This window comes from Polaribacter sp. 2405UD43-2 (assembly GCF_058147125.1).
Window position 1 is genome coordinate 54,780 of the sequence record NZ_JBYVJX010000010.1, and the last position, 15,429, is coordinate 70,208.

Annotated in this window: 12 protein-coding genes; 8 read left to right on the forward strand and 4 right to left on the reverse strand. The window is 28.4% G+C overall.

Going from position 1 to position 15,429, the window contains the following annotated elements; genetic code table 11:
- Nucleotide 1: 1 nt before the first annotated feature.
- The 3 genes from ACY2RX_RS12620 (at nt 2) to ACY2RX_RS12630 (ending at nt 2,496) form a co-directional block, all read left to right on the forward strand.
- Complete coding sequence (locus tag ACY2RX_RS12620) at nt 2-169, forward strand: hypothetical protein (protein ID WP_490104336.1); 168 nt, start codon at nt 2-4, stop codon at nt 167-169.
- A gap of 88 nt (nt 170-257) precedes the next feature.
- Nucleotides 258-1,397 (forward strand): hypothetical protein, encoded by a 1,140-nt coding sequence (locus ACY2RX_RS12625; protein WP_490104337.1) that lies wholly within the window; start codon nt 258-260, stop codon nt 1,395-1,397.
- Nucleotides 1,387-2,496, forward strand: a complete 1,110-nt coding sequence (locus ACY2RX_RS12630) for a nucleotidyltransferase domain-containing protein (RefSeq protein ID WP_490104338.1) — start codon at nt 1,387-1,389, stop codon at nt 2,494-2,496. The genes ACY2RX_RS12625 and ACY2RX_RS12630 overlap by 11 nt, the downstream gene beginning before the upstream one ends.
- Here ACY2RX_RS12630 and ACY2RX_RS12635 read toward each other — a convergent pair.
- The gene (locus tag ACY2RX_RS12635) at nt 2,480-3,832 is read right to left on the reverse strand and encodes a UDP-N-acetylmuramate--L-alanine ligase (RefSeq protein ID WP_490104339.1); all 1,353 of its coding nucleotides are present in this window, start codon (nt 3,830-3,832) and stop codon (nt 2,480-2,482) included. The genes ACY2RX_RS12630 and ACY2RX_RS12635 overlap by 17 nt on opposite strands.
- Before the next feature lie 238 nt (nt 3,833-4,070).
- Here ACY2RX_RS12635 and ACY2RX_RS12640 point away from each other — a divergent pair, with 238 nt between their 5' ends.
- Nucleotides 4,071-10,646 carry an alpha-2-macroglobulin family protein gene (locus tag ACY2RX_RS12640; protein WP_490104340.1) on the forward strand — a complete coding sequence of 2,192 codons (6,576 nt, stop codon included), beginning with the start codon at nt 4,071-4,073 and terminating at the stop codon, nt 10,644-10,646.
- Between the two features lie 87 nt (nt 10,647-10,733).
- Nucleotides 10,734-11,180 carry a hypothetical protein gene (locus tag ACY2RX_RS12645; RefSeq protein ID WP_490104341.1) on the forward strand — a complete coding sequence of 149 codons (447 nt, stop codon included), beginning with the start codon at nt 10,734-10,736 and terminating at the stop codon, nt 11,178-11,180.
- 36 nt (nt 11,181-11,216) lie between these two features.
- Here the strand turns inward: ACY2RX_RS12645 and ACY2RX_RS12650 are convergent, their stop codons facing one another.
- Nucleotides 11,217-11,573 (reverse strand): TfoX/Sxy family protein, encoded by a 357-nt coding sequence (locus tag ACY2RX_RS12650; RefSeq protein WP_490104342.1) that lies wholly within the window; start codon nt 11,571-11,573, stop codon nt 11,217-11,219.
- On the reverse strand, nt 11,573-12,568 hold the full coding sequence (locus tag ACY2RX_RS12655) for a M20/M25/M40 family metallo-hydrolase (RefSeq protein WP_490104343.1): 996 nt from the start codon (nt 12,566-12,568) through the stop codon (nt 11,573-11,575). The genes ACY2RX_RS12650 and ACY2RX_RS12655 overlap by 1 nt, the downstream gene beginning before the upstream one ends.
- A 75-nt stretch (nt 12,569-12,643) precedes the next feature.
- Here ACY2RX_RS12655 and kdsA point away from each other — a divergent pair, with 75 nt between their 5' ends.
- Nucleotides 12,644-13,462, forward strand: a complete 819-nt coding sequence (gene kdsA, locus ACY2RX_RS12660; protein WP_490104344.1) for a 3-deoxy-8-phosphooctulonate synthase — start codon at nt 12,644-12,646, stop codon at nt 13,460-13,462.
- Nucleotides 13,463-13,500: 38 nt separating this feature from the next.
- Nucleotides 13,501-14,454, forward strand: coding sequence for a transglutaminase domain-containing protein (locus ACY2RX_RS12665; protein WP_490104345.1), 954 nt, complete (start codon nt 13,501-13,503; stop codon nt 14,452-14,454).
- Here the strand turns inward: ACY2RX_RS12665 and ACY2RX_RS12670 are convergent, their stop codons facing one another.
- Nucleotides 14,455-14,826, reverse strand: coding sequence for a DUF1801 domain-containing protein (locus ACY2RX_RS12670; RefSeq protein WP_490104346.1), 372 nt, complete (start codon nt 14,824-14,826; stop codon nt 14,455-14,457). It abuts the gene before it with no gap.
- Between the two features lie 43 nt (nt 14,827-14,869).
- Here ACY2RX_RS12670 and ACY2RX_RS12675 point away from each other — a divergent pair, with 43 nt between their 5' ends.
- Nucleotides 14,870-15,427: a hypothetical protein gene (locus ACY2RX_RS12675; protein WP_490104347.1), complete on the forward strand. Its 558-nt coding sequence runs from the start codon at nt 14,870-14,872 to the stop codon at nt 15,425-15,427.
- Nucleotides 15,428-15,429 lie beyond the last annotated feature (2 nt).

A 15,429-nucleotide genomic window follows, 5' to 3' on the forward strand; every position in this document is an offset into this window, starting at 1 on the left:
AATGAAAAAACAAGAAAATAAAAATACAGAAATTACTCGTAAAGAAGCTCTTAACAAGATTGGAAATTACGGTAAATATGCAACCCTTACAGCTTTAGGAACCTATTTAATTTTAAATCCGCAAAAAGCACAAGCTGCAAGTCCTGAAGACCCAGGAACAGGATTTTAAAAACTAAAAAATATTTATATACAAAAAACGCCTTATTTAAAGGCGTTTTTATTTTTTATAATTGATAAAATAACTACTTTTATTTTTTATGAAAAAAACATCAAATTTCTTATATAAAGTAGTCGAAAATAAAACGATTGCTTGGTTTGCAAATAGTAATGAATATCTGGTATTAGAAAACACTACCGCAGATATTTTAAAAAGATTAAGCAAAGGAATTTCTGTAAAAGAGATTGCTAAAGCATTAGCAAAAAAACTGTCTGTCCCTTTAGATAAAACCATCGATTTTATTTTGGATTTAGAAAAAAAGATTTATCAACCTAAAAGCTCTGTAGAACCTTATTTAATAAACGATTACAGAGATATTAAACCTCCTAAAGAGTTTAAATATGTAAAATATTACAAGGTAAATAGCATCATTTTTAAAGTTTCCTTTTCAAATGAACTAGAGTTATCTTATGTACATCCTAAATTTGCTCATTTAGTTATAGATCATCAAACTAAATTTGACAATGAATTTGATGTTTTTACAAACAATAAATTTATTTTCTTTTATGCTAATAAAAAGTTTATTGGTGCATGGAACAATAAAGAAATACATTACTTTCAAGGTAAGTTTTCTATGGAACTCATTCAAAAAATTCATCAAAAAGAAGAAAAAGAATGGATGGGCGTTTTCCACGCATCTGCAGTTAGTAATGAAAAAAAAGCGATCTTATTTTTAGGCGATTCTGGCAATGGAAAAAGCACTTCATTAGCACTTTTACAAGCAAATGGTTTTAATTGTTTGGCAGACGATTTTGTTCCTATGGATGCCAAAAAACAAGAAGTTTACAGTTTTCCTGCATCCATATCAATTAAAAAAAGTAGTTTAAAAACATTATTACCCATTTACCCAGAATTAAAAACTACAGCCGAATATAATTTTAAAAGATTAAACAAAATTGTAAGGTATTTGAAACCAAATAATACAAATTTTTTAAACCATCTGCCTTGTAACCAATTGGTTTTTATTAAATACCAAAAAGATGCGGATTTAGTTTGTAATAAAATCTCTAAAATAGATGCTTTTCAAAAATTAGTACCCGATTCTTGGCTATCTCCAATTCAAGAAAATGCTGAGATATTTTTAGACTGGTTTGCTTCTTTAACTTGTTATCAATTAACCTATTCTAATAATGATGAAATGATAAAAACGGTTGCTAAAATTTTTAATGATGACGTATAAAGAAACCTTATTTTTTATTGGAAAATGCTTAACAATTTCACTTGAAAACAGTAATAAAGCTATTGTTGAAAAAGAGTTAAAATCTGATAAAATTGATTGGGATAATGTTGTAAAAGTTAGTACAAGTCACTATGTTTTTCCTGCTTTGTACTGCAATTTAAAACGTGCTAATTTCTTACATTTTTTACCCAATGATTTGGTTGATTATATGAAACATATAACGGACTTAAATCGTGAAAGAAACCAACAAATTATTGAACAAGCCAAAGAAATTAATGAATTACTACTAGAAAATAATATCACGCCCATTTTCTTAAAAGGAACAGGAAACCTTTTGGAAGGACTTTATGAAGATATTGCAGAAAGAATGGTGGGTGATATTGATTTTTTAGTTTCGGAAAATAATTTTATAAGGTCTGTTAACATCTTAAAAAAAAATGGTTATGATTCTGAAAAAGACGTACAAGATTTTACTACTTTTAAACACTATCCTAGGCTTTTAAAAGAAAATAAAATTGCAGCTGTAGAAGTTCATAAAGAGCTTTTGGTTAAAGAATATGCATCAGAATTTAACTACAATTTTATTAAAACTGATAGCCAAGAAGTAAACGGATTTAAAGTTTTTAGTTATGCAAATCAATTGGCTTTATCAATAATTGCTAAGCAGATTAATGACGATGGCATCCATTATAAAAATATTGCTTTAAGAAATGCTTACGATGTTTTTTTACTTTCAAAAAAAACGAATGCAAAATTAGCTTTTGAAAATTTTGATAAATTAAAAAATCCTTTAAATTGTTTTTTAGCTATATGTTTTGAGATTTTTAACAAATCAAAATCTTTAGCTTACACAAAAACCAATGAAACTGAATTGTATCTTAAAACCTTTTACAAATACATTATTAACAATGAGTTAAGTAAAAATGAACATAAAAAAACTTATCGAAAACTCTTTATAAAAAGAAGATTAGAAATTATTAAAAAATCTTTATTCGATAAAGAATACAGAAATTGGCTTTTAAAAAAAATAACAGACAAAGAATGGCAACAAGAAAAATTAGTTCAATTAGGTTTAAAAAAACCTAAACCAAATTCTTAACCTCTTCAAAATCTAAACCACCATAATTACCAGAACTCATTAAAACAACTGCTGTATGTTCTAAATCTTGATTAAACAAAAAATCTTTAAATTCCTGCGGATTTGTATAAATAATTAAATCATCTCGCTCAAAAGCATTTGCTATTTGTTGCGCTGTAACCGCTGACAATTGTTTAATTTTTATTGCGTGTGGAGAATAAAAAACAACAGCTTTATCAGCTGCATCTAATGCTCCCTTATATTCTGCTAAAAATTCTGCATTTAAACTAGAATAAGTATGCAATTCTAAACAAGCCAAAACTGTTCTTTCTGAATATTGATTCTTTACCGCTTTTGTAGTTGCTGAAACTTTACTTGGAGAATGCGCAAAATCTTTAAAAATTACTGTAGATTCATTTTCGGCAATTTTCTCTAAACGTTTGCTTGCACCTTTAAAACTAGCAATCGCTTCATAAAAATCATCTTCATCAATTCCCATATGTTGGCAAATCCATTTTGCACCTGCAAGGTTTTGTAAATTGTGTTTTCCAAAAATTTCTAAGGGTAAATTTCCTTCATCAGTTTCTATATAAGTTATTCCGTTTTCTATAAAATGTTTTGGTGTTTTGTAAGGATATTTTTTTATATGATTTTCTGACGATTCTACAACTTCTTTTACTATCTCATCTTCAGCATTATACACCATACTTCCGCCATTAATCAAAGAATCTGTAAAAATTTTAAACTGCTCAACATAATTATCAAAAGTTGGAAATACATTTATATGATCCCAAGCAATTCCGCTTAACAAGGCAATATTTGGTTTGTATAAATGAAATTTAGGACGCATATCTATTGGCGAACTCAAATATTCATCGCCTTCTAAAACAATAAAATCATTTTCTTTGGTTAAATGCACCATCGTTTCAAAACCTTCTAATTGTGCACCAACCATATAATCTACTTTTTTATCGTGATAATTTAACACGTGTAAAATCATAGAAGTAATCGTAGTTTTTCCGTGAGAACCTCCAATTACAACTCTGGTTTTATCTTTAGATTGCTCGTATAAAAATTCTGGATACGAATAAATTTTCAATCCTAGTTCTTGCGCTTTTAATAATTCTGGATTGTCTTTTTTTGCATGCATTCCTAAAATAATCACCTCTAATTCTGATGATATTTTTTCAGCAAACCAACCAAATTCTTTGGGTAATAATCCGTATTTTTCTAAACGAGATTTAGATGGATTGTGAATTGTATCATCACTTCCAGAAACTTGGTATCCTTTTTGGTGTAAAGCAATGGCTAGGTTGTGCATTGCACTGCCACCAATAGCAATAAAATGAATTTTCATTGAACAAAATTTTAAACGGTAAAAATACAAAAGCTTTGTTCAATATAAAGTATCTTTAGAACGAAACTCAATTAAAAAATGGTTTTACGAATTAAAAGTACGCGTTAACTCATTTGTAGTTGCTTTGTAAGATGATTTACGCGTGCTTTGATAGCAGATTCCCGATTTTTTCGAGAATGACCGTTTTAATTGAAACCTAGAAGTTTACTTCTAGGAATCGTTTTTAAATATTTTGATTATGAAAAAATTTACAACCACATTATTAATGATTCTATTATTTTCTTCTTTTTCTAACGCACAGAATTCCTTTAACAATCTATGGTTAAAAGTTGAAAAGCTAGAAGCTGACAACCTACCAAAATCTGCTTTAAAAATTGTTAAAGAAATATACAAGAAAGCTGAAAAAGAAAACAATTCTCCGCAACTTATAAAGTCGCTTTTTTATAAAAGTAAGTTTTCTTTAACCTTAGAAGAAAACGCGCAATTAAGCGTACTATCATCCTTTAAAAAGCATATTTCTAAGAGTAAATTTCCTACAAAAAATGTGTTAGAAAATATACTTGCCAACCTATATTGGCAATATTTTAATCAGCATAGATACAAATTTTACAACCGAACAAAAACCAAAAACAAAGTAAATGCTAACGATTTTAGAACTTGGGATTTAAATACGTTGTTTAAAGAAATTCATACTTATTTTAATGCTTCTTTAGAGAATTCAGAAAAACTTAAAAAAGTAAATATTCGCGATTTTGCTGACATTTTACAACTCCAAAAAAACTCTAAAAAATACAGCCCCACTTTGTATGACTTTTTAGCAAATAATGCTTTAGAATTTTACAAATCTTCAGAAACTTCAATTACAAGACCTTCTTATAAATTCGTTTTAGACAACCCATTTTTTTTAAGTGATTACAAAACTTTTTCAAAGTTAAAACTTGAATCAAAAGATAGTTTGTCTTTGCAATTTAATGCTTTAAAAACGTATCAAAAAATCATTCAATTTCACCTTAAAGAAAACAATTTAAATGCTTTAGTTAATGCCGACATTCATCGTATACATTTTGTAAATCAATTTGCAAATTTTAATGATAAAGAAACCATTTTATTAGCAACTTTAAAATCATCTAAAGAGTATTTTAAAACCAAGGAAGTAAGTGGTTTATATGCTTTTGAAATTGCTAAAATTTATAGAAATAAAGCCAATAAATATCTATCTACAAAAAACAAAAAAGCTTTAAAAATTTGCAATGAAATTATCAAACAATTTCCTAAAAGCTTAGGAGCAAAAAACTGTCAAATTTTAAAAAATCAAATTTTAGAAAAAAGACTTACTATAACTGCTGAAAAATATATTCCTATCCATTTAAACTCAAGAGTTTTAGTGAATTACAAAAATATTGACAAACTCTATTTTTCTGCATATAAAATAACAGAAAAACAGTTACAGCAACTTCACAAAAAATATAAATCTGATGAGAAAATTGCTTTGATCAATTCCTTAAAAAAAGGAAAAAATTGGGAAGCAAGTTTAAGAAACGAAAATGATTATTTGCAACATACCACAGAAGTAATTGTTCCTAAATTCAATAACGGAAGATATTTAATTGTGAGTGCTGAGTCTGAAGATTTAGATAAAGAAAAAATCTTTGGAACTACTGCAATTCAAGTAACAAATTTAACTTTAATAGAGAATAATTTTGATGGCAAATATAATTATCAAATTGTAGATAGAAACACAGGAAAGCCAATAAAAAATGCAAAAATTCTTCTAAAAAACAAAAGTAATCACGAAGATAAACACATCAATAAAAAATTAACTACAGATAAAAACGGATTTGCTTCTTTTAAAAGTAGAAACAATTATTATAATGTAAATATATCTGTAAAAACAAAAACTGATTTTGCCACTTTTGGCAATCATTATTTGTATAATAATACTAGAAATTATTTTAATAATAAAAAGAAAGAAACCCTTTTAAAACCTTTTATTTTTACAGACAGAAGTATTTACAGACCAGGACAAACTGTTTATTTTAAAGCGATTGTCATTAAAAAACAGGCTGAAAAATCTGCAATTTTTAAAAATGAATTTGTAAAAATTACTTTGTACGATGTAAACCATCAAGAAATAAAAACGTTAGATTTAAAACTAAATGAATTTGGCTCGGTTGCAGGAGAATTTGTTATCCCAAACAATGGCTTAACAGGAGAATTCTCTATAGAAGTTGCTGAAAGTTTAGAAGAAGACAGCAAAGAATACTATAGATTTGATTACAATAATTCTGTAACTTTTTCTGTAGAAGAATACAAAAGACCAAAATTTGAAACCGAGTTTAAACCCATTACAGAAAGTTTTAAAATAAACGATTCTGTTACTGTAAAAGGTTTTGCAAAAGCCTTTTCTGGCGCAAATATTACAGATGCAAAAGTGGTGTATAGAGTTCACAGAAAAGTGCAATATCCTAATTGGTGGTATTGGCACAGACCTATGCCAACTTCTGAAGCGCAAGAAATTACACACGGAGAAAGCATTACAGATGCATCTGGTAATTTTTCTATAAACTTTAAAGCGATTCCAGATAAAAGTGTTTCTAAAGAGAGTTTGCCAATTTTTACTTACCAAATTACTGCAGATGTTACAGACATTAATGGAGAAACACGCTCAGCAACCTCAAGTGTTAAGGTTGGTTATCATTCTTTATTAGCAACAATTTCTTTGGATGATAAAATAGACAAAAACAAAAAAGAAACGACTTTAAAAATTGATACCAAAAACTTAAACAACGAGTTTGTTCCTGCAAAAGGAACTATAAAAATATACAAGTTACAATCGCCTAAAAACGCATTAAGAAAAAGACCTTGGGTTGCGCCAGATTATCAAGATATTTCAGAAAATACGTTTAGAACATTGTTTCCAAACGATCCTTATACAAATGATGAAACTGATGAAAAAAACTGGGAAAAAGGCAAATTAGTTTTTACAAAAAACTTTGATACAAAAACATCAAAAGAAATTAAAATAACCAATTATAAAAACTGGGTTTCAGGAAAATATGTAATCCTTCTAGATAGCAAAGATAAATTTAATCAAAAAGTAAAAGACGAAAAAAGATTCACGCTCTTCTCAACCAAAGAAAAGAAAGTTGCCGATGCAAAATTATTTACCATCAACACTAATAAAACTTTTTACAAAGTTGGAGATGTTGTAGAAGTAAAAATTGGTTCAGCATCAAAAAATAATACAGTGGTTGTGCAAATAGAAAAGAATCATAAAATCATAGAAACGTGTTTAATAAAGTTAAGCAACTCAACAAAAACGATAAAAATTCCCGTTAAAAAAGAAGATGTTGGCGGTTTTGCTGTAAAATATCACTTTGTAAATTACAACTATTTTGAGAGTGGAAACTTAATTATAAACGTTCCTGAAAAGCAAGAATCCATAGAAATTGAAACCAATATTTTTAGAGATAAGCTACAACCTGGTGCAGATGAAACTTGGAGTTTTACCATTAAAAATGACAAAAATAGCGCAGTTACAGCAGAAATTTTAGCCTCTATGTACGATGCTTCTTTAGACGAATTTAAATCGCACAATTGGCAATTCAATCCTATTGCACCGAAATCAACTTATTATTCATATAACGTTAGTAGTGCCAATCATAGTTTTAAAAATACTTATTTCAACATCCATAATAATTATAGAAGGTATTATGGTTTTACTTCGATTTCTTATGACACTTACAACTGGTTTGGTTTCACTTTAAATGATAACAGATGGGTAAATCAACAATATTTAAGAACCATAAAACGTAAAATAAATAGTACCAGACCCCATTTTGATGGAACAATTACTGGAGTTGTAGAAGACGAATCTGGACCTTTACCTGGAGTTTCTGTAATTATTAAAGGAACACAATTTGGAACCCAAACCGATTTTGATGGCAACTATACTCTCAAAATTAAAAAAGGCGATGTTTTGGTTTTTAGTTATGTAGGATATAAATCTGAATCTTTTTCTATAAAGAATCAAACCAATTTAGATGTAAAATTAGAGGAAGATACAAATACTTTAGATGAAGTTGTGGTAACAGGTTATGGTATAAGAAATAAGAGAAATTTAACTGGATCTATAATGATGAAAGCTGAAGCAGATGAATATGAAGTTGAAGAAATTGCTGAGAGTGTCCCTTTTGCTAGAATTAAAGGTGCAGGAAGTTTTTCAGGAAATAAAAAACCTTTATACGTTGTAGATGGAGTTATTGTTGATAAAATGAATTTAAGTCCAGATCAAATTGCAGAAATGGAAGTTATAAAAGGCGCATCTGCTTCATCTTTATATGGTGCAAAAGCTGCAAATGGCGTAATTGTGATTACTACAAAAGCAGGTCAAGAAAAACTAAATAAAGAATTATCAAATGTAAAAGCGCGTAAAAACTTTAAAGAAACAGCTTTCTTTTTTCCACAATTAAGAACAGGCAAAAACGGAAAAGTGAGTTTTAATTTTACGATGCCAGAAGCTTTAACAAGATGGAAATTACAATTATTAGCGCATACATCAACCTTAAAATCAGCAACAAAAACGTTAACAACTATTACCCAAAAAGAGTTAATGGTGGTTCCTAACACTCCACGTTTTTTAAGAGAAGGTGATAAAATTACATTGTCTGCAAAAATTACCAACTTAACAAACAACAAATTAAGTGGTTTTGCAAAATTATTGTTAACAGATGCCATTACTGGCAAAGAGATAAATATAGATTTAAACAACACAAATTCTACCAAGAATTTTGTTGTAAACAAAGACGGAAACACAAACGTTTTTTGGCATTTATCAATCCCAGAAACTGTGCAAGCTGTTCAATACAAAATTGTGGCAAAAGCTGGCGATTTTTCTGATGGAGAACAAAACGTTTTACCTGTTTTAACCAACAGAATGTTGGTTACAGAAACCTTACCAATGTGGATTCGTTCGAATCAAACAAAAACTTTTACGTTAGATAAGTTGAAAAATAACACCTCATCAACTTTAAAAAATCATAAGTTAACTTTAGAAATGACATCCAATCCTGTTTGGTATGCCATTCAATCTTTGCCATATTTAATGGAATATCCTTATGAATGCGCAGAACAAACATTCTCTAGATATTATGCAAATACCTTGGCGAGTTTTGTAGTAAATTCAAATCCTAAAATTCAAGAAATGTTTAATGCTTGGAAATCTTCTGATGCTTTATTATCAAACTTAGAGAAAAATCAAGAATTAAAATCTTTAATTATTCAAGAAACGCCTTGGCTAAGAGATGCACAATCAGAAACCGAGCAAAAGAAACGAATTGCTTTGTTGTTTGATTTAAATAAAATGAAAAATGAACAAGAAAAAGCCATCAATAAACTCAAAGAAATTCAGATGAATTCTGGTGGATTTCCTTGGTTTAAAGGCAGTAGATATGCAAGTACTTTTATCACCCAACATATTGCAACTGGTTTTGGTCATCTTCAAAAATTAGGAGTTACAGGTTTTGACAAGTCAACAAAAAATATGATTGAAAAATCTGTAAAGTATTTAGACAAAGAATTGTTAAAACAATATGATAAATTATTAAACAGCGCTGAAGAAATTAAACAAATAGCAAAAACAAAAAAGAAAGGAGAAAAAGCGTATCAAGATTATTTAAAGAAAAATAACTTAAACTATTTTACCATTCAGTATTTGTATATGCGTAGTTTTTATACGCATATTTCTAAGGATGATAAACTAAAAAAAGCGATAACATATTACAACAATCAAACTGCAATTTATTGGAATGATTATAATTTATATGCAAAAGGTCAGATTGCTTTATCCTTATTTAGAAATGATAAAAAAACGGTTGCAAACAAGATTTTAAAATCGTTAAAAGAAAATGCCATTACTTCTGATGAATTTGGAATGTATTGGAAATCTAACACTGCAGGTTATTACTATTATCAAGCGCCAATAGAAACGCAAGCGTTATTAATTGAAACATTTTCTGAAATTGAAAATGATACAAAAACTATTGACAACCTAAAAATTTGGCTATTAAAAAACAAACAACCCAATAGATGGAAAACCACCAAAGCAACTACTGAAGCTATATATGCCTTATTGTTAAATGGAAGTGATTGGATTTCTGTAACTGAAATGGTAGCTATAAAAGTTGGGAATGAAAACATCAATCCAACAAAGTTGGATAATGTAAAAATAGAAGCTGGCACAGGTTATTTTAAAACTTCGTGGAATGGTTCTGAAATTAAAAAAGAAATGGCAGAAGTTACCATTACCAAAAAAGAAAATGGAATTGCTTGGGGAGGTTTGTATTGGCAGTATTTCGAAAATTTAGACAAAATTACATCCGCAGAAACTCCACTTAAATTGAATAAAAAATTATTTTTAAAAGTAAATTCTGATACCGGAAAAGAATTAAAAGAAATTACTGATAAAACGCAATTAAAAGTTGGAGATTTAATTACCATAAGAATAGAATTACGTTCAGACAGAGATATGGAATTTATACATTTAAAAGATATGAGAGCTTCTGGTGTAGAACCTATAAATGTTTTATCAAAATATAAATGGCAAGACAATTTAGGCTATTATGAAAGCACAAAAGATGCAGCAACAAATTTCTTTTTTGATCGTTTACCAAAAGGTATATATGTTTTTGAATATGACGTAAGAGTTAACAATGCTGGTAATTTTAGCAACGGAATTACAACCATACAAAGTATGTATGCACCAGAATTTAGCAGTCATTCTAAAGGTATAAGAATTAAAATATTAGAAAAATAGAATTCGCTTTAACAAAAGTTTAAAAGAAAGAACTTTGTATCGTTTATAAGTTTTATATTTTTGTCTTAAAATTAAATATTTTTAATTATGAAAAAAATAATATTAGGTTTCAGTTTATTAGTTGGCTCTATATTTAGCATAAATGCGCAAGAAATTTCTGACAACGCAATTGGTTTGCGTATTGGCGGAGGAAATGGTACTGGCGGAGAAATATCTTATCAAAAATCTTTAGGCGAAAATAATCGTTTAGAAATAGACTTGGGTTTAGCTAATAAATTTGCCAACTTTAAAGCAACAGGTTTGTATGAATGGGTTTGGCAATTAGAAGATAAATTCAATTGGTATGCAGGTGCAGGTGCAGGTTTGGTTTCTGCTGGCGGAACAGGAATTTACGGAGCTGGAGTTATTGGTATTGAATATAATTTTGATGAGCCAATTTTACTTTCTTTAGATTATAGACCCGAAGTTGGTATAGCAGGTGGTTTAAACGGATTAAATTCTAATTTCGCTTTATCTGTTAGATATCAGTTTTAAACATCAATTTTAGAAAAAATAAAAAAATCCTTTAAATTAATTTTTAGAGGATTTTCTTTTTTTACTCGCTTTTGCTAACGGATTAAAATCCAACGCTAATTGCAACCAATAATGTAAGTCTTTATCTAAATCTATAGCATCACCAGATAAAAAAACATAGCCTTTTATTGGTCTTCCTGTAAAATTCATTTTATTACAACCTTCTTTTTGCAAAGATTTTTTATAAATATTAGGATTGATACGTGCCATTAATTCTTCTTTTATGATTCCTACACACATTTTTTCATCAACCATAAAACAAACCCCACCAAACATTTTCTTTTCATAAAAAGAAATCTTATTTTCTGTAAAAAATTGAGAAACTCTATCTGCTAAATATTTACTATAAGCCATTATTTTTTCTTATTTTCTAAAACAACTCTTGTTGGTGTATCTTTACCACTAATAATACTTTCTGTACCAATTGCAATAGCTCTAATGGTTTCAGTAATGTTAGATACATTAAGAGTTTCTGGCTCATCAGATACTTTATGATAATGAGCATCTACATCTATTGGCCCAGTAGAAAACGAATGTGCAGGAACTCCCAAACGTGCCAAAGAAGCATTGTCTGATCTAAAAAATAAGTTAAACTTTTTAAAAGGATCTGGATGCAAAGTATACCCAGAACCCACCAAATTCTTTTGAATTATTTTACCAAAATCAGAACGTTCAAAACCTGTTAACCAAGCCATTTTTGGTCCAAAACTAGATTCTTTACCAATCATTTCTATGTTTATACCTGCCACAAATTTTGTAGCATCAATTCCTTTACTAAAATGATTAGAGCCAATTAAACCCATTTCTTCGCCAGTAAAAGCAATAAACAAAATAGTTCTTTCATTAATTTTCTTTTTAGCAAAATATTCTGCTAATGCTAAAACTGCTGTTGTACCAGAAGCATCATCATCTGCACCATTGTAAATACTATCTAATTGACCTTCTTTTTTTCTAATTCCTAAATGATCATAATGAGCAGAAACCACAACAAATTCATCTTTTTTACTTTTACCTTCTAAAACTCCAATAACGTTACTCGCAGTTATATTTTTCTTTGTTCTACTATTTTTAAAAGTAAACGTTTGTCTATAATTTTTTAAAGTATCGTAGGTTTTTAAGCCAATTCTTTTAAACTCGTTTTCTATGTATTTTGCTGCTTTTTCTATACCAGGAGTTCCTGTTTTTCTTCCTTGCATCTCATCAGAAGCTAAAGTGTACAAGTGTTTTCTTACAGTTATAGTATCTATATCTGCAATGGTTACTTCCTTTTTTTCTGTTTTTTTTACAATAGTTTTGCAAGAAAAAGTAACAGTAAATAACAGGATATAAATTAGGTTGATTTTCTTCATTTATATGATTTTAATTTGATAAATATAGCCAATATCAGCAATAATTATTTTGTACTTTTGTTAAAATTTTTTCTAATGGATTTATCACTCATTCCCAATATAAAACACACCAACTCAAATAATTTCTTTTTACTAGCAGGACCTTGCGCCATTGAAAGCGAAGAAATGGCTTTAAGAATTGCCGAAAAAGTAATTACAATTACTAACAAATTAGAAATTCCTTATATTTTTAAAGGAAGTTTTAAAAAAGCAAACAGAAGTAGAATTGATAGTTTTACAGGAATTGGAGATAAAAAAGCATTAAAAATTTTACGCAAAGTTTCAGAGACTTTTCATATACCTACTGTAACTGACATTCACGAAGTTTCTGATGCTAAAAAAGCGGCACAATATGTAGATGTTTTACAGATTCCTGCATTTTTAGTTCGTCAAACAGATTTGGTAGTTGCTGCTGCAAAAACAGGAAAAGTTGTGAACTTAAAAAAAGGACAATTTATGAGTCCTGCAGCTATGAAACACGCAGTTCAAAAAGTAAAAGATGCGGGTTCTAACAAAGCTTGGATTACGGATAGAGGAACTATGTTTGGGTATCAAGATATGATTGTAGATTTTAGAGGAATTCCTGAAATGCGTGAGTTTGCTCCTACAATTTTAGATGTTACACATTCGCTACAACAACCCAACCAAACAGTTGGAGTTACTGGTGGAAGACCAGAAATGATTGAAACCATTGCCAGAGCTGGCGTGGTAAATAATGTAGATGGATTATTTATAGAAACTCATTTTGACCCTGCAAATGCAAAATCTGATGGCGCTAATATGTTACATTTAAACAATTTAGAGAGTTTATTAACCAATTTGGTTGCCATTAGAAAAACCATTAATAATTTATAGGCACAATTTTTGTTTCATAAAATTGTTACTTATTCAGTATGAAACAATTATTACTTTTATTTTTTCTAATATCATTTTCTACAAAAAGTCAGGATTTTTCTAAAGTTGATAAATTAGTTGCAAATTACCCTTATTTTTCTAGTGCTACACAATTGGCACATCAAATTAAAAAAGATTTTACTACGGATGAAAATAAAGTGAGAGCTGCATTTTATTGGTTGACAAATAACTTTAGATATAACTTAAAAGAATACTACAATCCTACTCAAAGAAGTTATAATTTTAGATATACAACCGAAAAAGAAAAGCAACAAAAACTACAAGTTCTAAAAGATAAAATTGTTGCAGATGCTTTTAAAACAAAACTAGGAGTTTGCGAAGAATATGCACAATCTTTTAAAAAAATTTGTGACTTATTAGGTATTGAAGCGGAAGTAATAAAAGGAAATGTTCGTAATCTTGCTCAAGAAATTGGCAAGCCAGAAAACACAACAAATCACGCTTGGAATGCTGTAAAATTAAATGAAAAATGGATAATTTTAGATGCAACTTGGGCTGCTGGTTACGAAAATAATGGACGTTGGATTAAAAAATTTGACACTTATTTTTACAACATTCCAAAAGACAAAATATTTAAAACCCATTTTCCTGAAGATACCATTTGGGTTTTACGTTTTGGAAGAATTTCTTTAAAAGAATTTTACAATCAACCTATTTATGGAAAAAGTTTATTGAGTTCTAAAGCGGAATTATTATCGCCAAAAACAGGAATTTTAAACGTAAATTCATCAAAAGAACTCAAATTAAAATTTAAAAATTTAGATAAAAATTCTTTCATTTATTATACATTTAATGGACAAGAGTTTGCGCAAAAACCTATAATTTCTGTAAAAAAGAACATCACAATTTTAACAATTAAAAATGCAAAAAGGAATTCATTTTTAACTTTATATATCAATAAAGAAGCAGCTTTACAGTTTAGAACTCACTAATTATTTTCTCTTATAAAACCCTTTGCCTTTTAATTCATGCGCTTCTGCTAAAACCGTTAGTAAAACTTCTTCATTTATATCATTTACAGAAGTATATCTTAAAGATTTTACCACTTTTCTATTTTCAGAAATTAGTAACTCATTATATTTTGTTAAATGTGCAGAAACCCAAAAAACCACATCTACATAACCTTTCTTTTTAGATGGATTTAAATAACAAAAAGGTTTATTATCTAAATAATAAAAAGGAATTTTCCATTTAAATTGCAAATCTGCTTCTGGAAAAGAAGTTTCAATTAAAATTTGCAAATGCATCAACATAGATTTAAATGGTTCTGGTTGATTTAAAATATATGCTTCTGCGGGTTTCATTTTTTAGTATCTTAGCGTGCGTTAAAAATAAAAAAATAGCTGAATGCAAGACAATAATTCTGTCAATTTTATTTTAAAAGGATTTACCAGTATCCTTATTGGAATCTACTTTTTACTGGGTAGTTATTTAATTAAAAACATTCTAGATGGTTTTTTAATTGATGATCATCTTGCTGGAATGTTTTCTGTAGAAATTTTAGAAACATTGATAATTGTAATTGTACTTTTATTTTTTGTTTTATCTTCTTTAGCATTATTCTTTAATGGAAAAAGGAATGCTAAAAAGCATCAATATAAACTTTGGAATAAAAAAACCAAAACTACTTTTTACAAGTATTTAATAGGTTTTTTAATCCTATTTTCTGTTTTATTTATTTTAAACTGTTTTGGTTTCATAAATTACCTTACTCCTATTTTTCTTATTCTTTATGGAATCTTATTATTCTTTTTTAAAAATAAAGAAAGAAAAAATATACTCATACTTTCAAGCTTGAGTATTCTTTTGGCACTGCTATGTTTTCTAATTCCTAACTATTGGTATTCTTCTCTTACTATTTTAGGAATTGCTCATATTACTTACGGAGTTGTAGCCAAGAAATAAAG